Source organism: Streptomyces sp. NPDC104202 (assembly GCF_055584185.1).
This window is the reverse complement of the sequence record NZ_JBVJMN010000074.1, coordinates 17,796-37,527: the sequence shown is the minus strand read 5'-3', so window position 1 is coordinate 37,527 and position 19,732 is coordinate 17,796. Positions and strand designations below refer to the sequence as shown.

The following is a 19,732-nucleotide window of genomic DNA, read 5'->3' as shown; positions in this document are numbered from 1 at the left end:
TTTCTTTTCCGCCCGGTCCCCCATGGGGGTAGGACGACCGGGGTCCCCCCCCCCCCCCCCCCCCCCCCCCCCGGCCCCCTTCGGTTTTTCAGCGGTTGAACCCGCAATCTGAAAGATGCCTCTCATCAGGCATTTCTTTAGCGTGAATTGCATGCCATCCGCCCCCCTCATCGAAAAGGGTTAGCCACATGCCTCGACCGTTGAATTCCGAATGCGATGTGATCTCATGAGAATCCTCGTCACCGGCGGAGCCGGATTCATCGGCTCGCATTATGTGCGGACCATGCTCGACGGGGGGTACCCGGGCTACGAGGACGCGCACGTCACCGTGCTCGACCTCCTCACCTACGCGGGCAACCGCGCAAACCTCCCCGCCGCCCACCCGCGCCTCACCTTCGTCCGGGGCGACATCCTCGACCGGGAGCTGCTGCGCTCGGTCCTCGAAGGCCACGACGCGGTGGTGCACTTCGCCGCCGAGAGTCACGTGGACCGCTCCATCCAGAGCGGCGCCGCCTTCGTCCGCACCAACGTGGAGGGCACCCAGGCCGTCCTGGAGGCCGCCCTGGCCGTCGGCGTCGAGCGGATCGTCCACGTCTCGACCGACGAGGTGTACGGCTCCATCGACGAGGGCTTCTGGACCGAGGAGTCCCCCCTCCTGCCGAACTCCCCGTACGCCGCCTCCAAGGCCGCGTCCGACCTCGTCGCCCTCGCCTACGTCCGCACGCACCGGCTGAACCTCTCGGTCACCCGCTGCTCCAACAACTACGGGCCCTACCAGCACCCCGAGAAGTTCATCCCGCTCGCCGTCACCAACCTCCTGGAGGGACGGCGCATCCCCGTCTACGGGGACGGGCAGCAGATCCGCGAGTGGCTGCACGTGGACGACCACTGCCGCGCCATCCAGCGGGTGCTCACCGCGGGCCGCGCCGGCGAGGCGTACAACATCGGCTCCGGCTCCTCCGTGCCCAACCTGACGCTCGCCCACCGGCTCGTCGAGCTCTGCGGCGTCGGCACCGACATGATCGACCACGTCGCCGACCGCAAGGCGCACGACCGGCGCTACGCCCTCGACCAGACCAAGATCGAGGAGGAGCTCGGCCACCGGCCGCTCACCTCCTTCGACGAGGGCCTGGCGGCCACCGTCGCCTGGTACCGCGACAACCCCCAGTGGTGGAAGCCCGTCAAGGAGAGCGGTGGTCGGCCGTGACCGTGGAGACACGACTGGTCCCGCGTCTGCGGGCCGGCATATCCGAGCGCCTCGCGCACTCCGCGGCGACCCCCGAGGGCGTCCACATCGCGACCGCCGAGGTGCCCGCCTGGCTGGACTTCCACCGGGTGACCTGCGGGACGGCGATCCGCCGCATCCCCTTCGCCGAGCTCGACCACTGGTCCTTCGCGCCGGACACCGGCGACCTGCGGCACAGCAGCGGCAAGTTCTTCACCGTCGAGGGACTGCACGCCGTACGGCCGGAGGGCGAGTGGCAGCAGCCGATCATCGTCCAGCCGGAGATCGGCATCCTGGGCATCCTGGCCAAGGAGTTCGACGGCGTCCTGCACTTCCTCATGCAGGCGAAGATGGAGCCCGGCAACCCGAACCTGGTGCAGCTCTCCCCCACCGTGCAGGCCACCCGCAGCAACTACACGAAGGCCCACGGCGGGGCGGAGGTGAAGTACCTGGAGCACTTCCTCGACCCCGACCGCGAGACGGTCCTCACCGACGTCCTGCAGTCCGAGCACGGCGCCTGGTTCTACCGGAAGCGCAACCGCAACATGATCGTCGAGGTCACCGGCGACGTCCCCGCCGACGAGGACTTCCGCTGGCTCACCCTCGGCCAGATCGTGGCGATGCTCCGTCTCGACAACGTGGTGAACATGGACGCGCGCACCGTCCTGGCGAGCGCCCCCGTGGCCCCGCCCGAGGTGGGGGCGCTCACCTCCGACGCCGACCTGCTGGCCTGGTTCACGGGCGAGCGGGCCCGCCAGGACATCCACACCCGCCGCATGCCGCTGCGGGAGATCGCCGGCTGGCGGCGCGACGAGCACTCCGTGCGCCGCTGGGACGGCCGCTTCTTCCAGGTCGTGGCGGTCTCCGTGGAGGGCGCCGGCCGCGAGGTCGCCGGCTGGACCCAGCCGATCATCGAGCCCGTGGGCCAGGGGGTCGTCGCCTTCGCCCGCCGGGTGTTCGACGGCGTCCCGCACGTCCTCGTCCACGCGCGCGTGGAGGGCGGCCTCCTCGACACCGCGGAGCTCGCGCCGACCGTGCAGTACGTCCCCGAGAACTACGCGCACCTGCCGACGGAGCACCGCCCGCCGTTCCTGGACGCGATCCTCGGCGCCGCTCCCGAGCGCGTGCGCTACTCCACGGTCCACTCCGAGGAGGGCGGCCGGTTCCTCGATGCCGAGAGCCGCTACCTGATCGTCGACACCGACGAGGACACCACACCGGCCGTGCCGCCCCCGGGATACCACTGGGTCACCGCCGGGCAGTTGAACTGGCTCGCCGGACACAGCCGTTACGTGAACGTCCAGGCGCGGACCCTGCTCGCGGTGCTCACCGTGAACGCGGCCGGCCGCACCCCGCTCTCCCGCTGATCCCGCTGATCCCGCTGATCCCGCTGATCCCGCTGATCCCGCACAAAGCATCAGGCCCTGTTCGGTGGAATCTCCACCGGACAGGGCCTGATTGCGAATGCCTGGAAAGAAAAGCGAGTCAGGACGACGAGGTCGAGGCCTGCGCCTGGGCCTGCGCGAGACGGGACGTCATCGGGGTCCACTTCTTGGGGTTGATGCGCCAGTCCACGGGCTCCTGCTTCGTGGCGACGTTGACGCGGTTCCACAGGTTGACCAGACCGATGTGGAGGACGATCGCGCCGAGTTCGACCTCGTTCCAGTGCTTGGCGGCCTCCTCCCAGACCTCGTCCGACACGGGCTCGACCCGGTCGTTGATACGGGTGGCGGCCTCGGCCAGCGCCAGGACGGAACGCTCGGCGTCGGTGAAGCAGTCCTGCTCGCGCCAGGTCTCCACCACCGGCAGGCGGTGGTCCTCCTCCCCCGCGGCCTCGAACTCGGCCTGCTTCTTAGGGATCTGGACCGGACGGCCGTTGATCTGGCTCACCCGCAGGTGGATGAGCACGAGCGTCTGCAACGGCACACCGACGCTGTTCACGGCCTTGACCAGTGCGCGCATGGGCGGCAGAACATCGGGAACGACCAGCGACGGGTTAGGCATCCGCGGCGACATCTGTAATTCTCCTTCGGATCGGGATCAGATAACAGCTTGCCCACCGGGCAGCCTTTTCTCAAGTATTCCGAATTTCGACGGATCAGTTGCTTTTCCGGCTTACCGCGGCGTGCACGAGTGCTTCGTGGAGCCGGGTGTCGGGGGTGTGTCCGGACTCCCATTGCACGCCTATCGCGAAAGGGTGGTCCGCGACTTCGACGGCCTCGACGGTGCCGTCGTGGGCCCGGCCGGTGACGGTGAGGCCGGCACCGAGCCGGTCCACCGCCTGGTGGTGGTGGCAGGCGGTCTCCGGCTCGTCCTCGTCGAGGACGCCGGCGATCCGGCTGCCGGGCGTGAGCTTCAGCGGGTGGCGGCCGAGCGTGAACGTGGGAGTACGCGGCTGGTGCTCGTCGTGACCCGTGATCTCGGGCAGGTGCTGGTGCAGGCTGCCGCCGTGCAGCACGTTGAGCAGCTGCATCCCGCGGCAGATGGCGAGGACCGGGAGGCGGGCCTCCAGAGCGGCCCGGACCAGGGCCAGTTCGGCCCGGTCGGCATCCGGGCTCATGGCCCGGGTCACCGGGTGGGCGGTCTCACCGTACAGCGCCGGATCGAGATCCGGGCCGCCCGGGACGAGCAGGCCGTCGATGCGGTCGACGAGCCCCTCCGAGCCGGGCAGCAGCGGGATCAGCAGGGGCGTGGCGCCCGCCTGGGACAGGTAGGCGACGTGCGCCTGGAGGGCGAGACTGACGAGCATGTCGCTGCCCTGGAGCGTGACCGGCGCGGTCCTCGCGCAGATCCCGATGACCGGGCGGCCGGCGGCGGCCGCCGGACCGTTCACGTCTGAATTCATGACCACCCTCATGGGTTCCGTGGGTTCCGGTGGGTTCCGTCGACTGCCGTTCAACTGAGGAAATCGAGCAGATGGAACAGGCGCCGGCCCGAACGGCCGGCCCGATCAAAATTGCCACGTGGGAAAAACCGAGACCATCGTTCAACGGGGGCCCCGTAGGGGCCTACTGAACACAATTCGATCCTGGTACCAAGGTGTGCGGGGAGTGTGCCACCCCCTGCTCAAGAATCTCTCGCAGACCAAATGAGGTAACCCATGATCGAAGCCAAGAACCTCACCAAACGCTACGGTGACAAGACCGCTGTGAACGGGCTCTCGTTCACGGTCGAGCCCGGTCGCGTCACCGGCTTCCTGGGCCCGAACGGCGCGGGGAAGTCCACCACCATGAGACTTCTCCTCGGCCTCGACCGCCCCGACGGGGGCGAGGCGACGGTGAACGGCGTGCGGTACAGCGACCTTCCGCAGCCGATGCGGGTGGTGGGCGCCCTTCTGGAGGCACGGGCCGTCCACACCGGCCGCAGCGCCTACGACCACCTGCTCTGCCTGGCCCAGACCCAGGGCTTCGGCAGACGCCGGGTGGAGGAGGTCATCGACCAGGTCGGCCTGACGCCGGTGGCCCGCAAGCGGGCCGGCGGCTTCTCGCTCGGCATGGGGCAGCGGCTCGGCATCGCGGCCGCCCTGCTGGGCGACCCGGCCGCGCTGGTCCTGGACGAGCCGGTCAACGGCCTGGACCCGGAGGGCATCCTCTGGATCCGGAACCTGATGAAGTCCCTCGCCGCCGAGGGACGCGCGGTCTTCGTCTCCAGCCACCTGATGAACGAGATGGCCGTCACGGCCGACCACCTCATCGTCATCGGGCGCGGCCGGCTCGTCGCGGACTGCTCCACCCAGGAGTTCATCGAGCGCAGCACCGAGCAGTCGGTCCTGATCAGGACCCCTGACCGGGAACGGCTCGCCGCGCTCCTGCGGAGCCACGGCGGCACCGTCACCGACACCGAGGAGGGCGACCTGGACGTCGTCGGCATCGAGGCCCCCCGCATCGCCGAACTGGCCGCCGGAGGCGGGCTGGTGCTCCACGAGCTCTCCACCCGCAGGGGTTCGCTGGAGGACGCCTTCATGGAACTGACCAAGGACGCCGTCGAGTACGACGCCGGCCTGCGCACCGCCGGAGGTGTCAAGTGACCACCGCGACCGCACCCGCGACCGTCCCCGTCACGGGCGCCCACAAGCCGACCTTCGGGCGGCTGATGCTGTCGGAGTGGACGAAGATCCGCTCCGTCCGCTCCACGGTCTGGTCGCTCGCGATCCTGGTCGTGGTCACCTTCGTCTTCACGGCGCTCTTCATCCAGATGGGCGTCGCGAACTGGGACAAGACCGATCCGGCGCAGCAGGAGGCCATGCGCCTCGACCCGACCGGCACCATCCTCGGCAGCGGCATCCTGATCGGCCAGCTCGCGGTCTGCGTGCTGGGCGCGATGGTCATCGCCTCCGAGTACTCGACGGGCATGATCCGGGCCAGCCTGCTCGCGGTGCCCAAGCGGACGCCGGTGCTGCTGGCGAAGGCGGCCGTCTTCGGACTCCTCGTCCTCGCCGTGGGCGAGGTGACCGCGTTCGGCTCGTTCCTCATCGGCGCGCCGATGCTCGACGGCAAGGCGCCCGTCTCCCTGGGCGACCCGGGCGTGCTGCGGGCCGTCGTCGGCTGCGGGTTCTACCTGTCGCTGCTGGGCCTGTTCGCCCTCGCGGTCGGCGCGATCATCCGCCACACCGCGGCGAGCATCACGGGCGTCATCGCGTTCGTCCTGGTGCTCGCGCCGATGGCCAGGCTGCTGCCCGGTACCGTCGGTGAGCACGTGCACGCCTACCTCCCCACGGAGGCCGGCTTCCTCGTCACCCAGCAGCACTCCCGCGTGGACGACCTGCTCGGTCCGTGGCAGGGTCTCGGGGTGCTCGCGCTCTGGACCGCGGTCCTGCTCGCGGTCGCCGCCGTGCTGCTGCGCCGCCGCGACGCCTGACCCACCCGAACACCGCGGGTGCCCGCCGAACCGGCTGGTACCCGCGGTGTCGTGTTTCCAGGCGGTGTCCACCTTTCCTCGACTGGGCCTGAAGACCCCCCTGCGACGCTCGACGGCAGCGGCAGCAGAAAGGGAGTGAAGGGAATGGCTCAGAGCAGTGGGCAAGCCGTCTTGATCACGAGTGCGTTCAGCCCCGTCAGATCGGAGAGCACCGAAGCAGCGACCCGCAGCGAATTCGATCTCAAGAACTTCGAGAAACTGCCGGCACGCGACGTACCCGTCAGTGCGCTGTCGCCCGGCGTCTCCCTGCGCCAGAGCGGTACCGACGCCGCTCACATCCAGCTTCTCGTCGACGCGGCGGGATCGGCGGAACTCCCGCCCATTCTGGTCCAGATGGACGGCTACCGCATCATCGACGGTCTGCACCGCCTGGAGGCCGCGAGGCTCCGCGGCGATGTCAGCATCAAGGCCCGTTTCCTCGACTGTTCCAATTCCGAGGCGCTCGTCATCGCCATGAAGGCGAACGGCTCGCACGGGCTCCCGCTGTCGAAGGCCGACCGGGTGTCCGGGGCGCAGCGCGTCCTGAGCTCCCACCCCGACTGGTCCGACCGGGCCATCGCCGGCATCACCGGGCTGAGCGCCAAGACGATCGCGTCGCTGCGCGACCGGTCGTCGGACGGCGCGCCGCTGGACGGCAAGCGCATCGGCCGGGACGGCAGGCGCCGTCCGGTGGACGCGGGCGAGGGCCGGCGGCGGGCCGCCGAGTACATCACCGCCCACCCCAACGCCCCGCTGCGTCAGGTGGCGCGGGAGACCGACGTGTCGCTGGGCACGGTCCACGACGTCAGCGCGCGGCTCCGCCGGGGTGACAGCCCCGAGCGGGACGGACGCCAGACGCCGGCCGCGCGGCCGGAGCCGGTACAGCCCGTGCGGTCGGTGCAGTCCGTACGGCCCGTACAGGTCGTCCCCGCGGTGCAGTCGGTGCCGACCGTGCGGCAGACGGTCCGCCATCCGGGCGAGCCGCTCCGGCCGTCGGGCGCGGCGGCGTGCGGCACGGCCCGCGGACCGCTGCGGGTGGCCCCGCACCCCGACGCGGCGCCCGCCCCGCGCCGCAACCACACCGAGGCGCCGCCCGCGTGGGCGACGGTGGCGGCCAAGATGGCCACCGATCCCGCCATCCGGTACAACGCGGGCGGCCGTGAGTTCCTCCGCTGGATGCAGCTGCACGCCACGGACCCCGACGAGGACTGGCGCGAGCTGGTCGACGCCGTCCCGCCGCACTGGCTCGGTGTCATCGCGCCGATCGCCGAGCGCATCAGCCGGGAGTGGAGCCTTCTGGCCGAGCAGCTCAAGACCAAGCAGGACATGGTTCCTTGACCCCGCTGCCCCGTGCTCACGAGGCCGTCGGCGCCGGTGCCGCGGACGCCACCCTGAGGTGGCCCGCGGCCTGGCGCCGACCGCCCGTCTCCGGGGCCGGTCCGACCGAGACGCACCCCGGAGGGGGGACGACGTCGGCCGGGGGTTCGAGTTCGGGCAGCGCCAGCAGGACCGGCGGGTCGGCCGGCCTGGCCGGGCGCAGCCGTACCGCGGCGCTGGTGACGGTGTCGGCGGTGACGGTGACGGTCCTCGGCCCGTGCCCCCCGACGAGCGGGGTCCGCTCCGTGCCGGGTTCGGCGCCGAGTCCGTCGGCGACCGCCACGGCGAGCAGGTACCAGCTGCCCTCGGGGACGTTCTTCAGCGAGTAGCAGGACGGCCGTCCGCTCGGCACGTCGATGACGCCCGAGGCGACCGACGGGTGCTGCACGATCGGCGTACCGAAGGCCCCCAGGAACACCCGGGCGTTGCCGTGTCCGGCGGGCAGGCTGATGGTGCCCGCGATCGTGCCGTAGCCCGTCCACGCCGTCTGCTCGGGGACGGGCAGGGCCTCTCCCCCGTCCCGCGCGAGCCGGCGGAACCGGCTCGGTGAGACGCCGACGCTGGCCGTGAAGGAATTGGTGAAGGAACCCAGGCTGTTGTAGCCGACCGCGTAGGAGATGTCGGTGATGCTCATCGACGTCGTCTCGATGAGCCGCTTCGCCTGGTAGATACGGATCGCGGCCAGGAATCTGCCGGGCGTGAGCCCGGTCTCCTCTTTGAAGAGCCGCGTGAAATAGAAACGGCTGAGCAGAGCGCTTTCGGCGATCTCCGTGAGGGTCAGCGGTTCGCCGTAACGCTCCCGGATGCACTCGATCGCCCTTTCCACTGCTGTATCCATATGCACCTCACTACGTGTCGACCCACGCAGCAGTGTGGTCCCCGGATATCGCGACGGGCTCGTGTATCGCTAGTGAACCGGTCGAGTTTTGTTCACCGGATTTGCACGGATCGGTCGCTTCCTGTTGGCTGGCGGCGGGACCCGTCCTCCTTGCGCGAGAAGACCCGTGCCCCGGCCGTGGAGGGCCGGGGCACGGGTCTTCTCGCGAAGCGGTGGATCAGCGGACGGGACGGTCGAGGCGCACGCGTACGAGGGTGGTCTCCACGTCGCTGTCGACGAGCCGGCCGGCCGCGTCGAAGGCCGCGGGGCCGTCGCTCATGCCGAAGTCGTTGTCGTTGAGCAGGACCAGCGTGGAGGAGCCTTCGAGGGCGATCCCCTCGATCTTGCCGGGGACGCCGGGGACCTTGTTCAGGTCGACCACCAGGCGCTTGGCGAGGACCGGGACGGCGGCGGCGCCCCGGTCGTCGAGCTGCTCCAGGGTGGGGGTGGCGGCGGTGTCCCAGGAGGAGCCGAGGATGTCGGAGCCGCGGCGCAGGCGCACCTCGTACACGCGGGCGGCCTTGTCGGTGCGCTCCTGGACGAGGAGGCGGTCGCCGCCGAGCGCGACGAGCGCGGAGATCTTCAGCTCGGACGTCTTGGTCTGGCCGGGCTCGACGTCGCCGACGGCGTCGAAGCGGTAGGCGTACTCGGCGGTGACGCGGTTCTTGCGGGGCGAGAAGCGGAGCAGCCGGGTGGTGCGGGACTCCTCGCCGGCGACCTTGTCCGGGTTGAGCAGCGGGCTCTGCAGGGCCATGACGAGGTCGCCGTCGGGCAGCAGGGCGAGCCCCTCGAAGCCGCGGTTGATCTTGCGCTGGAGGAAGAGGGAGGGCAGCGACTCGACGACCGGGTAGTCGGCGCCGGTCAGTCCGAGGCCCCGGGGGACGTGCCGGGCGAGCACCCGGCCCTGGGCGGAGACGTGCACGAGCGAGGGCCCGTACTCGTCCACGAGCCAGAAGCTGCCGTCCCGGTCCCGGACGACGCCCTCGGTGTCCAGGCCGTCGGGGTTGTACCCGAGCGGCGTCGAGGCGTCGTAGGTGTACGGGGCCTCGTCGCGGCCCGGCTGGTTGGGCAGCCCGGTGACGGGTGCGCCGGACGCGGTGGTGAGCGGGATCGACGTCAGGACCTGGATCCGGCCGCCGGCGGCACGGATCTTCACGAGCGCCGGGTCGAAGCCGGGGACGGGGAAGGTGCGCCGCTTGTCCTTGCCGACGGATATCTGCCCGTTGGGTCCGCGGTCGGTCACCGTCCAGTACTCGCCGCGCCGTTCGGCCGGGTACAGGTCGCTGCCGATGCCGCCGAGGTCGACGCCCCGGTCGTCCTGGACGCTGCCGGGCACCAGCCGGTTGCTGAAGGCGGCCAGCGGGATGTCGGGCAGCGTCGCGGTGGAGACGACCCTGGGCGCGGCGGAGCCGTGGTGCGCCGGCGTCGCGTCGGCCGTCCCCACGATCACCGACAGCGCGAGCGCGGCGGAGAGCGGAAGGACGACGCGGGCGGGCCGACGCAGGAGGCGCGGATTCATCAGAACTCCCTGGAGTGCATGGAAAGTCGCCGGTGAGGGCGGCCCCATGGTCCAGTCCTGCGCGCAACTCCGGGCAACGCGTTCACGACGTCGGGGCGAGCCCTGGGTGAACGCGCGTGTCCGGAAACCGCCTAGTAGCGGTCGAGGATGAGCTGGGTCTTGAGGATGTCGCCGTGGTAGAGCCAGCCGTTGGCCTCGGCGACGGCGATGGCGTCCGCGTGGAGGTCGGCGGCGTCGGAGGCGGAGTCGGTCTTGAAGGACAGCTCGACGACGTACTCGGTGCCCGTCCCGCCCGCGCCGACGACCGGGAGCACCTCGATGCTCGCGTCGTCCGAGGCGCCCCAGGCGCCGCCGTACACCTTCGCGGTGACCGGGCCGTGGGCGCGGGAGCCCTGGAGGGTGGTCCTGCCCCAGTCGGTGCTGCCCCAGTCCTCCAGCTTGCCGGGGATGTCGTCGACGAGCCAGCCGCGGCCGGTGGTGCTCGTCGGCATCGCGGTGCCGGAGTACCCGCCGGCGCTGTGGCTCTTCTCCGTGCTGAAGCTGAGGGTCTGCTTGGCGTAGCCCCAGTCGACCTCGGCCTCGTAGTCGGTGTCGGTGCTGTCGAAGCCGGCGGCGTTGGCCGCGGTGAGCGCGGCGTTCACGTCGCCGCCGGTGACCGGGAAGCGCCTCTTGTAGGTCTCCTCGAACGACGACCCGCTCTTGTGCCGCAGCCGCACGCTCCACCCCTCGGCGTCGAGTGCGAGGCCGTCGGTGTCGTAGTAGCTGTACGAGCGCGCCTTGGCCGAACCGGTGATCCCGAAGGCCGACTTCACCGCCGAGGTCGGCGCGTGGGCCGAGTCGAGCGCCGCCGTCGTGAGGTTGATCTTCACCTCGTAGCCGGGGACGGCGTCGGCGGCGGCGTGCGCGGGCGAGGCGGGGGCGAGGAGCGCGACGGCGGCGGCGAGGGCGACGGCGGACGCGGCGGCGGCCGGGCGGCCGGCCCGGGAGGTGAAGGTCATGCAGCCGATCCTCACGACCCCGGGTGAGGACCGCGTGACCCCGGAACGTGCCCCCGGTGAACCGGCGGCGACCAGCGCCCCTCGGCGGCGCAGGCCGCCGGGGGCTCCGGCCGCCGGGCGTTGCCCGGAGGCGTCCCCGTCGGGTGAGAATCGCTCATGACGATCACGGCCCGCGCGCTCAACCGCGCCACGCTCGCACGGCAGTTGCTCCTCGCCCGCGCACCCCTCGACGTCCGCGAGGCGGTGCGGCGGGTGGTGGCGCTGCAGGCCCAGCAGCCGGGTTCACCGTACGTGGCGCTGTGGAACAGGGTGGAGGGTTTCGAACCGGAGGCGGTCGACGGGGCCGTGGCCGGCTTCGACCTCGTCCGGTCGACGCTGATGCGGCTCACGCTGCACCTGGTGCACGCCGAGGACTACCGGGTGTTCCGGGAGGCGGTGGAGCCGACGGTCCGCGGCGCGCGGCTGCACGATCCGCGGTTCAGGGCGGCGGGCTTCACGGCCGACGACGCCGACGCCCTGCTCCCCGACCTCCTCGCCTACGCCGGACGGGCCCGGACGGGGGCGGAGATGAGGGCCCGTCTGGAGGAGGCGCACGGCGGTCCGGTGGAGGCGGTGGTCTGGCGGATGATCCGGCAGTACGCCCCGCTGTGGCACGCGCCGACCGGACCTCCGTGGTCGTTCGGCACGGCGCAGTCCTTCGTCACGGCGGACCGGCGGCCCGCGCTCGCCGACCCCGGGGCGTCGGCCGCCGGCCTGGCCGTCCTGGTCCGGCGCTATCTGGAGGGCTTCGGCCCCGCGTCCGTCGCGGACATGGCCCGGTTCACGCTGGCGCCCCGGGGCCTGGTGCGCGCGGCGGTGGCCTCGCTCGACGGCGCGCTGGACCGGTTGGAGGGTCCGGACGGCGTCGTCCTGTACGACGTGCCCGGCGGCCCGCTGCCCGACGAGGACGTGCCCGCGCCGCCGCGGCTGATGGCGATGTGGGACAGCGTCCTGCTGGCGTTCGAGGACCGCGCCCGGATCATCCCGCCCGCCTACCGCGGACGCGTCATCCGCGTCAACGGCGACACCCTCCCGACGCTCCTGGTCGACGGGTACGTCGCCGGCGTCTGGCGGCCGGTCGACGGCGGGATCGAGGCCGCGCCCTTCCATCCGCTCCCGGCCGCCGTCTGGGACGGTCTCGCGGCCGAGGCCGGGGCGCTCGGCCGCCTGATCGCCGAGCGGGACCCGCGCGTCTACCGCCGCTACGACCACTGGTGGGCCAAGGGCGTCCCGACGGTCGGGTCCCGGCTGCTGCCGCCTTCCTGAGGCCGGGTCAGCGCGCCCCGGCGAGTTCCCTCAGCGCCAGGTTGAGCCGCAGGACGTCGACCCTCGGTTCGCCGACGAAGCCCAGGAGACGGCCGTCGGTGTGCTCCGCCACGAGCCGCTCGACGGCGGCGACGGGGAGCCGGTTGCGCTCCGCGACCCGGCGGACCTGGAGTGCGGCGTACGCCGGGGAGATGTGCGGGTCCAGGCCGGAGCCGGAGGAGGTGACGGCGTCCGCCGGGACGTCGGCGGGGGCGACCGGGTGGCCGGGGACGGAGTTGTCCCGGACGACGGCGGCCCGGTCCTCCTCGACCCACCGGATCAGTTCGGGGTTGTCGCCGGAGCGGTTGGTGGCGCCGGAGAGGATGATCGAGTACTGGGTGTTGACGCTGTTGGTGCCGAGGCCGCGGGACGGGCGCGGCTGGAACCATCTCAGGTCCGGGGCCGGCGTCTCCTCGCCCTCCTTGAGGGGCAGGTCGTAGCTCTGGCCGATGAGCGCGGAGCCGACGACCCTGCCGCTCGCGTCGGTGATTTCGGAGCCGTTCGCCTTGCCGGGGAAGGCCACCTGGGCGATCCCGGTGACGGCCAGCGGGTAGAGGACGCCGCAGATCACGGTGAGGACGAGGAGGGCGCGCAGGCCGGCCCAGAGCACGCGGCCGGTGTTCGCTGCTGAGTTGTTCATCGTGGTCAGCCGATTCCGGGGATGAGGGAGAGGAGGAGGTCGATGATCTTGATGCCGATGAACGGGGCGACCAGGCCGCCGAGTCCGTAGACGCCGAGGTTGCGGCGGAGCATCGCGTCGGCGCCGGAGGGCCGGTAGCGCACGCCCTTCAGCGCCAGCGGGACGAGGGCGACGATGATCAGCGCGTTGAAGACGACGGCCGAGAGGATCGCGGACTCGGGCGAGGTCAGGCCCATGATGTTGAGCTTGTCGAGGCTCGGGTAGGCGACGGCGAACATCGCGGGGATGATCGCGAAGTACTTGGCCACGTCGTTGGCGATCGAGAAGGTCGTCAGGGCGCCCCGGGTGATGAGGAGCTGCTTGCCGATCCCGACGATCTCGATGAGCTTGGTCGGGTCGGAGTCGAGGTCGACCATGTTGCCGGCCTCCTTCGCGGCCGACGTGCCCGTGTTCATCGCGACACCGACGTCGGCCTGCGCGAGCGCGGGGGCGTCGTTGGTGCCGTCGCCGGTCATCGCGACGAGCTTGCCGCCCGCCTGCTCGCGCTTGATGAGGGCCATCTTGTCCTCGGGGGTGGCCTCGGCGAGGAAGTCGTCGACGCCGGCCTCCTCGGCGATGGCCTTCGCGGTCAGCGGGTTGTCGCCGGTGATCATCACCGTGCGGATGCCCATGCGGCGCAGCTCGTCGAACCGCTCCCGCATGCCCTCCTTGACGACGTCCTTGAGGTGGATGACACCGAGGACACGCGCGCCCTTGCCGTCCCCGACCGCGACGAGCAGCGGCGTGCCGCCGGCCTCGGAGATCCGGTCGGCCAGGGTGTCGGCGTCGTCGGCGACCTCGCCGCCCTGCTCGCGGACCCAGTTCACGACCGATCCGGCCGCGCCCTTGCGGATCCGCTCGCCGTCCACGTCCACACCCGACATGCGGGTCTGGGCGGTGAACTCGATCCAGGTGGCATGCGCCAGTTCGCCCTGGTGACGCTCGCGAAGGCCGTACCTCTCCTTCGCCAGGACCACGATCGAGCGGCCCTCCGGGGTCTCGTCGGCGAGAGACGACAGCTGGGCGGCGTCTGCCAGCTCCGCCGCGGTCGTGCCCTTGACCGGCACGAACTCGGAGGCCCGGCGGTTGCCGAGGGTGATGGTGCCGGTCTTGTCGAGGAGCAGCGTGGACACGTCGCCGGCGGCCTCGACGGCCCGGCCCGACATCGCGAGCACGTTGCGCTGGACCAGCCGGTCCATGCCGGCGATGCCGATCGCGGACAGCAGCGCGCCGATCGTCGTGGGGATCAGGCAGACGAGCAGGGCGGTGAGGACGATGAGCGAGGTCTGCTTGTCGGCCCCGGCGTAGATCGCGAACGGCTTCAGCGTCACGACCGCGAGCAGGAAGACGATGGTCAGCGAGGCGAGGAGGATGTCGAGCGCGATCTCGTTCGGCGTCTTCTGCCGTGCCGCGCCCTCGACCAGGTTGATCATCCGGTCGATGAACGTCTCGCCCGGCTTGGTCGTGATCTTCACGACGACGCGGTCCGACAGCACCTTCGTGCCGCCGGTCACCGCACACCGGTCACCGCCGGACTCGCGGATCACGGGAGCGGACTCGCCCGTGATGGCGGACTCGTCGACCGACGCGACGCCCTCGACGACGTCACCGTCGCCGGGGATGATGTCGCCGGCCTCGCAGACGACCAGGTCACCGATCTTCAGCTCGGTGCCCGGAACCCGCTCCTCGTCCGTGCCGGTGATCCGGCGGGCCACCGTGTCGGTCTTGGCCTTGCGCAGGGTGTCGGCCTGCGCCTTGCCGCGGCCCTCGGCGACCGCCTCCGCCAGGTTGGCGAAGATCGTGGTCAGCCACAGCCAGGCGGTGATCGCCCAGCCGAACCAGTCCCCCGGGTTCTTCACCGCGAGCACCGTGGTGACGACCGAGCCGATCAACACCACGAACATCACGGGCGACTTGATCATCACGCGCGGGTCGAGCTTCTTGATCGCGTCGGGGAAGGACGTGACCAGCTGCCGGGGGTCGAACAGGCCCCCGCCGATCCGCCCCGGGGCCGGGTGCCCTCCGGACGGGTCGCTTCGGGGCGCCCTGGTGCCAGTGGTGGTGATGGACATGTCGTCCTCGTGCTTCTTCAGGTCGTCGGTCATGCCGCGAGCCCTTCGGCGAGCGGTCCCAGCGCGAGGGCGGGGAAGTAGGTGAGACCGGTGATGATCAGGATGGTGGCGACCAGCAGGCCCGTGAACAGCGGCTTCTCGGTCCGCAGCGTGCCCGCCGTCTCCGGCACGGGCTTCTGCTCCGCCAGCGAACCCGCGAGCGCGAGGACGAAGACCATGGGCAGGAAGCGGCCGAGCAGCATCGCGATGCCGATCGTCGAGTTGAACCATTGGGTGTCCGCGTTCAGACCCGCGAAGGCCGAGCCGTTGTTGTTGGCGCCGGAGGTGTAGGCGTAGAGGATCTCGGAGAATCCGTGCGCACCGGAGTTGGTCGTCGAGTTCACCGGGGTGTCCAGGACGAAGGAGGCCGCGGTGAAGCAGAGCACCAGCGCCGGGGTGATCAGGATGTAGCAGGCCGCGAACTTGATCTCGCGCGTGCCGATCTTCCTGCCCAGGTACTCGGGGGTGCGGCCGACCATCAGGCCCGCGATGAACACCGCGATGACCGCCATGATCAGCATGCCGTAGAGGCCGGAGCCGACGCCGCCGGGCGCGATCTCGCCGAGCTGCATGCCCAGCATCGTGAGGCCGCCGCCGAAGCCGGTGTACGAGGAGTGGAAGGAGTTCACGGCGCCGGTCGAGGTCATGGTGGTCGCCACCGCGAAGAGCGAGGAGCCGCCGATCCCGAACCGGGTCTCCTTGCCCTCCATCGCCCCGCCGGCCAGCTCGAACGCGGGGCCGCGGCCGGCGAACTCGGTCCACATCATCAGCGCGGTGAAGCCGAGCCAGAGGACGGCCATCGTGCCGAGGATCGCGTACCCCTGCCGGAGCGAGCCGACCATCCGCCCGAAGGTGCGGGTGAGCGCGAAGGGGATGAGGAGGATCAGGTAGATCTCGAAGAGGTTGGACAGCCCGGTGGGGTTCTCGAAGGGGTGGGCGGAGTTGGCGTTGAAGTAGCCGCCGCCGTTGGTGCCCAGCTCCTTGACGACCTCCTGCGAGGCGACGGCGCCGCCGTTCCACGCCTGCGTGCCGCCGGTGAACTGGCCGACCTCGTGGATCCCGGAGAAGTTCTGGATCACGCCGCAGGCGACGAGCACGAGCGCGCCCACGACGGAGAGCGGCAGCAGGACGCGGACCGTGCCCCGGACCAGGTCGGCCCAGAAGTTGCCCAGTTCGCCGGTGCGCGACCGCGCGAAGCCCCGGACGAGCGCGACCGCGACGGCCATGCCCACGGCCGCCGACACGAAGTTCTGCACCGCGAGGCCGCCGGTCTGCACGACGTGGCCCATGGCCTGTTCGCCGTAGTACGACTGCCAGTTGGTGTTGGCGACGAAGGAGGCGGCGGTGTTGAACGCCTGGTCCGGGTCGATCGACGCGAAGCCGAGCGAGCCGGGCAGGGCGCTCTGGACCCGCTGGAGCAGGTAGAGGAAGAGGACGCTCACCGCGGAGAAGGCGAGGACCCCCCGCAGGTAGGCGGGCCAGCGCATCCCGGCGTCGGGGTCGGCGCCGACGGCCCGGTAGATCCACCGCTCGGGCCGCAGGTGGTTCCGTGAGGAGTAGACGCGCGCCATGTGGTCGCCGAGCGGCCGGTAGGACAGACCGAGCGCGACGAGCAGGGCGAGCAGCTGGAGGACTCCAGCGAGGACGGGACTCATCTCGGCGCTCAGAACCTCTCGGGCTTGACGAGGGCGAGGACGAGGTAGCCCAGGAGTGCGGCGGCCACGAGCAGACCGACGATGTTCTCGGCACTCACAGCTTGGCCACCCCCTTGGCGATGAAGGCCACCAGCGCGAAGACCGCGATCGTGGTGACGACGAAGGCCACGTCGGCCATCGTGAGCTCCCGGATGCAGGAAGAAGAACGGATTCTCGGACGAGACGAGGAAACCTCCGTTCGCGCCGCCCGCCGCCTCCGTTGACGGCCCCCTGACGCCGTGTGCGCCCGTCTTGACGCTTCCCCTACGCCGCGCCCCCGTGCCCCGGCGGAGCATGGCCGGGGGCCGCGAGCGCAGCTGGTGTTCGAGCCGGGACACCCCTACGGACCGGGGTGCTCGGCCGACCGGACGGACGGCCTCATCGAGGGCACGGTCCACCGCGACGGCGTCCGTCCGGTGATCGCGACCAGCAACCGCACGCCGACCGGGCCTCCGTGCGCCGCCCGGTCCGCCGGCTCACAGCAGCCCGGCCGCCCGGACTCCCAGCCACACGGCGCCGAGTCCGGCGGCCAGGCTCCCCGCGACGTTGAGCGCCGCGTACCGCTTCGCCCCGTCCTCGTACAGCTTGAGCGTCTCGTACGAGAAGGTGGAGTACGTCGTCAGCGCCCCGCACAGCCCCGTGCCCAGCAGCAGGGAGACCCGGGCGGAGGAGACGCCGGTGAGCAGCCCGAGCACGAACGAGCCGACGACGTTGACGACGAAGGTCCCCCAGGGGAAGACGGAGTCGTGCCGGGCCCGGACGGCCCGGTCCGTCAGATAGCGCAGGGGCGCGCCGACGGCGGCCCCGACCACGACGAGCAGCCAGTTCACCCCCGCTCCTCCCGGCCGGCCGGTGGTGTCGTCGTCATGTCCCCGCCCTCGCCCGGGCCCTGGCCCGCACGGCCCGTGTCGCGGTGACCCCGGCCCGTACGGCGGCGAGCGCGGTCACCGCGGTTCCGGCCAGGTAGAGGACTCCGCGCGTCGGGTCGCCGGCGGCCAGCAGCCGCTGGGTGTCCAGGGTGTACGTCGAGAAGGTGGTGAACCCGCCGCAGAAGCCGGTGCCGAGGAACGGACGCAGCAGCGGGTGGGGGGCGGTGGCGGCCTCGGTGACGACGACCATGAGCACGCCGAGCGCGGCGCAGCCGGCCGTGTTGACCGCGAAGGTCGTCCAGGGGAAGGCGTGGGCGGGGGTCGGCCAGAGCAGGGCCGCTCCGTAGCGGGCGCACGCTCCGAGGGCGCCGCCGACGGCCACCGCTCCGATGACGGGCAGCTGACCGCGCGGTTCCATGACCACAGGTTACGGGGTCGTGAAGGCGAGGCGCACAGGCGCGGATCCCGGCCTGGGGCATTAACCGGGACCCGGCCCGTGCAGCCTCGCTCTGCGATGGTCCGGCCACTCCCTGCTACGGGTCAAAGGCGGTGCGGTGAGTCTGTCAGATCCCCCGGGGGGTGTCCCGAGGGCACCGCGGGGATGTCCGGCGAGCGGTTTCCGGCACCGCCCCGGGGCTCCCCCGGGGGCCGTGGAGACGGCTCCGACCTGCGAGGACGCCGGGGGAGGTGGTCCGGCCACCATCCGGCGGCCGATTCGGGTGCCGGGTACACCTCGTGCCCGGTGGCGGCCCCGGGCGAGGGTGGTGGAGCAGCGGGAGGGAGCTGCGCAACCTTCGGGCAGGAGTGTCGTGAGTACATCCGTCGCAATCAAGCGCAGGGCCACCGCGGGGGCCGTCACCCCGGCGTCGCCGCTGGGCGTCGTCCGGTCCGCCGGCGCGGCCGGTCCGGACGGCGACGTCCACGCCGAGCTGTGCGGCGCGCTCTTCGCCGGCTTCGCCCGCCGCGACCAGCGCCTGAAGGCCGAGCAGTACCTGCACGGTCTGCTCACGGCGCAGGGCCGCAAGTCGATCCGGAACATCGCCGCCCAGATCGGCGGGCCGGCGGCCGAGCAGAGCCTGCACCACTTCGTCTCCAGCTCCACCTGGGACTGGCAGCCCATGCGGGCCGCGCTCGCCCGGTACCTGGAGCGGAACAGCTGCCCGCAGGCCTGGGTGGTGCGGCCGATGCCGATCCCGAAGGCCGGCGAGCACTCGGTGGGCGTCGACCGGCGCTTCGACCCGGAGCGCGGCCAGGTCTTCCACGGGCAGCAGGCGTTCGGCGTCTGGTTCGCCAGCGACGAGCTGAGCGTGCCGGTGAACTGGCGGCTGTTCCTGCCGGACCCCTGGGTCAACGACCGCACGCGGCGCGACCGTGCGGAGGTCCCCCAGGAGGCCGGCGAGGAGACCCTGGAGGAGTGCGCGGTCGCCGCGGCGCTCGACACGGCCCGCTGGACCGACGTCACCCGCAAGCCGGTGCTCCTCGACATCCGGGGCGGCGCGGGGCGGGCGGCCCTGACGCGGCTGGCCGCGGCGGGCGTGCCGGTGGTGGCCCGGATCAACCCGGGTTCGCGTCTCGCGATCGCCGACCGTTCGCTGCCCGGCTTCGGCGCGGGTCCGCTCTCCGCCGTGCAGATCCTGGAGTCGCTCAAGGGGCTGCGCCGGCCGGTGAGCTGGGTGGACACGGTGGCCGGGGCGCGGACCTCGCGGACCTCCCTCGCGACCGCCGTCCGGGTCGCGCTGCCGGCACCGGGCGGGGAGCGGATGCGTCCGCTGGTGCTGCTCGGCGAGTGGGACGACCCCAGGCGGGCCCCGGCCCGGGTGTGGGTCAGCGATCTCACCCACTCGCCCGTCGGCTCGCTGCTGCGGCTGACGAAGCTCGCGCGCCGGGTGGAGCGGGACTTCGTCGAGGTCGGCGAGGGCGCGGGGCTCCGCGACTTCGTGGGCCGCTCGTTCCGCGGCTGGCACCGGCACATCACGCTGGCCTCGGCGGCCCACGCGGCGACCGTGCTGTCCACCGGCTGGGAGGCGGTCTACGACGCCGAGTACCGCTCGGGGCGCACGGCCAGCTGACCGCCCGGACCCACCGCCCTTCCGGGCGGCCGGCACCGCTCCCCCGGTCCCGGCCGTCCGGCGGATCCCTCCGC

Annotated in this window: 19 protein-coding genes; 8 read left to right on the top strand and 11 right to left on the bottom strand. The window is 71.7% G+C overall.

Annotated elements, in window-relative coordinates:
* Positions 1–226: 226 nt before the first annotated feature.
* Together rfbB and ACZ60W_RS32865 are read left to right on the top strand one after the other, a co-directional pair.
* Positions 227–1,207, top strand: coding sequence for a dTDP-glucose 4,6-dehydratase (gene rfbB, locus ACZ60W_RS32870; RefSeq protein WP_469759056.1), 981 nt, complete (start codon positions 227–229; stop codon positions 1,205–1,207).
* Positions 1,204–2,592, top strand: coding sequence for an NDP-hexose 2,3-dehydratase family protein (locus ACZ60W_RS32865; RefSeq protein WP_469759055.1), 1,389 nt, complete (start codon positions 1,204–1,206; stop codon positions 2,590–2,592). Before rfbB ends, ACZ60W_RS32865 begins: the two co-directional genes overlap by 4 nt.
* A 118-nt stretch (positions 2,593–2,710) precedes the next feature.
* On the opposite strand, the gene ACZ60W_RS32860 is transcribed toward ACZ60W_RS32865, so the two are convergent.
* Both ACZ60W_RS32860 and ACZ60W_RS32855 read right to left on the bottom strand, forming a co-directional pair.
* Complete coding sequence (locus ACZ60W_RS32860; RefSeq protein ID WP_469759054.1) at positions 2,711–3,187, bottom strand: carboxymuconolactone decarboxylase family protein; 477 nt, start codon at positions 3,185–3,187, stop codon at positions 2,711–2,713.
* 136 nt (positions 3,188–3,323) lie between these two features.
* On the bottom strand, positions 3,324–4,070 hold the full coding sequence (locus ACZ60W_RS32855; protein WP_469759053.1) for a gamma-glutamyl-gamma-aminobutyrate hydrolase family protein: 747 nt from the start codon (positions 4,068–4,070) through the stop codon (positions 3,324–3,326).
* Positions 4,071–4,325: 255 nt separating this feature from the next.
* Between ACZ60W_RS32855 and ACZ60W_RS32850 the strand changes: the two genes are divergently transcribed.
* The 3 genes from ACZ60W_RS32850 (at position 4,326) to ACZ60W_RS32840 (ending at position 7,459) form a co-directional block, all read left to right on the top strand.
* Positions 4,326–5,252, top strand: a complete 927-nt coding sequence (locus tag ACZ60W_RS32850; RefSeq protein ID WP_469759052.1) for an ABC transporter ATP-binding protein — start codon at positions 4,326–4,328, stop codon at positions 5,250–5,252.
* A complete protein-coding gene (locus tag ACZ60W_RS32845; protein ID WP_469759051.1) occupies positions 5,249–6,082 on the top strand; it encodes an ABC transporter permease in 834 nt (277 codons plus the stop codon). Before ACZ60W_RS32850 ends, ACZ60W_RS32845 begins: the two co-directional genes overlap by 4 nt.
* A gap of 171 nt (positions 6,083–6,253) precedes the next feature.
* Positions 6,254–7,459: a ParB N-terminal domain-containing protein gene (locus ACZ60W_RS32840; RefSeq protein WP_469759050.1), complete on the top strand. Its 1,206-nt coding sequence runs from the start codon at positions 6,254–6,256 to the stop codon at positions 7,457–7,459.
* A gap of 16 nt (positions 7,460–7,475) precedes the next feature.
* Here ACZ60W_RS32840 and ACZ60W_RS32835 read toward each other — a convergent pair whose 3' ends face one another.
* From ACZ60W_RS32835 to ACZ60W_RS32825, 3 genes are all read right to left on the bottom strand, one after another.
* The gene (locus tag ACZ60W_RS32835) at positions 7,476–8,336 is read right to left on the bottom strand and encodes a helix-turn-helix domain-containing protein (protein ID WP_469759049.1); all 861 of its coding nucleotides are present in this window, start codon (positions 8,334–8,336) and stop codon (positions 7,476–7,478) included.
* A 217-nt stretch (positions 8,337–8,553) separates the two neighbouring features.
* Positions 8,554–9,894 (bottom strand): esterase-like activity of phytase family protein, encoded by a 1,341-nt coding sequence (locus ACZ60W_RS32830; protein ID WP_469759048.1) that lies wholly within the window; start codon positions 9,892–9,894, stop codon positions 8,554–8,556.
* A 131-nt stretch (positions 9,895–10,025) separates the two neighbouring features.
* On the bottom strand, positions 10,026–10,892 hold the full coding sequence (locus tag ACZ60W_RS32825) for a hypothetical protein (RefSeq protein ID WP_469759047.1): 867 nt from the start codon (positions 10,890–10,892) through the stop codon (positions 10,026–10,028).
* A 156-nt stretch (positions 10,893–11,048) separates the two neighbouring features.
* Here ACZ60W_RS32825 and ACZ60W_RS32820 point away from each other — a divergent pair, with 156 nt between their 5' ends.
* The gene (locus ACZ60W_RS32820) at positions 11,049–12,197 is read left to right on the top strand and encodes a winged helix DNA-binding domain-containing protein (protein ID WP_469759046.1); all 1,149 of its coding nucleotides are present in this window, start codon (positions 11,049–11,051) and stop codon (positions 12,195–12,197) included.
* A gap of 7 nt (positions 12,198–12,204) precedes the next feature.
* Here the strand turns inward: ACZ60W_RS32820 and ACZ60W_RS32815 are convergent, their stop codons facing one another.
* From ACZ60W_RS32815 to kdpF, 4 genes are read right to left on the bottom strand one after another with little or no spacing between them, the layout of a single operon-like run.
* Entirely contained in the window at positions 12,205–12,876 is a 672-nt protein-coding gene (locus ACZ60W_RS32815; protein ID WP_469759045.1) for a potassium-transporting ATPase subunit C, read from the bottom strand.
* 5 nt (positions 12,877–12,881) lie between these two features.
* Positions 12,882–15,020 carry a potassium-transporting ATPase subunit KdpB gene (gene kdpB, locus ACZ60W_RS32810; RefSeq protein WP_469759044.1) on the bottom strand — a complete coding sequence of 713 codons (2,139 nt, stop codon included), beginning with the start codon at positions 15,018–15,020 and terminating at the stop codon, positions 12,882–12,884.
* Positions 15,017–16,681 carry a potassium-transporting ATPase subunit KdpA gene (gene kdpA / locus ACZ60W_RS32805; protein ID WP_469759043.1) on the bottom strand — a complete coding sequence of 555 codons (1,665 nt, stop codon included), beginning with the start codon at positions 16,679–16,681 and terminating at the stop codon, positions 15,017–15,019. The genes kdpB and kdpA overlap by 4 nt, the downstream gene beginning before the upstream one ends.
* 8 nt (positions 16,682–16,689) lie before the next feature.
* Positions 16,690–16,779, bottom strand: coding sequence for a K(+)-transporting ATPase subunit F (kdpF, locus tag ACZ60W_RS32800; RefSeq protein WP_033204243.1), 90 nt, complete (start codon positions 16,777–16,779; stop codon positions 16,690–16,692).
* Positions 16,780–16,800: 21 nt separating this feature from the next.
* Here kdpF and ACZ60W_RS32795 point away from each other — a divergent pair, with 21 nt between their 5' ends.
* Positions 16,801–16,944, top strand: coding sequence for a hypothetical protein (locus ACZ60W_RS32795; protein ID WP_469759042.1), 144 nt, complete (start codon positions 16,801–16,803; stop codon positions 16,942–16,944).
* 252 nt (positions 16,945–17,196) lie between these two features.
* Here the strand turns inward: ACZ60W_RS32795 and crcB (ACZ60W_RS32790) are convergent, their stop codons facing one another.
* Both crcB (ACZ60W_RS32790) and crcB (ACZ60W_RS32785) read right to left on the bottom strand, forming a co-directional pair.
* Positions 17,197–17,550 carry a fluoride efflux transporter CrcB gene (gene crcB, locus ACZ60W_RS32790; RefSeq protein ID WP_469759041.1) on the bottom strand — a complete coding sequence of 118 codons (354 nt, stop codon included), beginning with the start codon at positions 17,548–17,550 and terminating at the stop codon, positions 17,197–17,199.
* A gap of 34 nt (positions 17,551–17,584) precedes the next feature.
* Entirely contained in the window at positions 17,585–18,007 is a 423-nt protein-coding gene (crcB, locus tag ACZ60W_RS32785; RefSeq protein WP_469759040.1) for a fluoride efflux transporter CrcB, read from the bottom strand.
* A 391-nt stretch (positions 18,008–18,398) separates the two neighbouring features.
* Here crcB (ACZ60W_RS32785) and ACZ60W_RS32780 point away from each other — a divergent pair, with 391 nt between their 5' ends.
* Positions 18,399–19,658: an IS701 family transposase gene (locus tag ACZ60W_RS32780; RefSeq protein ID WP_469759039.1), complete on the top strand. Its 1,260-nt coding sequence runs from the start codon at positions 18,399–18,401 to the stop codon at positions 19,656–19,658.
* Positions 19,659–19,732: the final 74 nt, after the last annotated feature.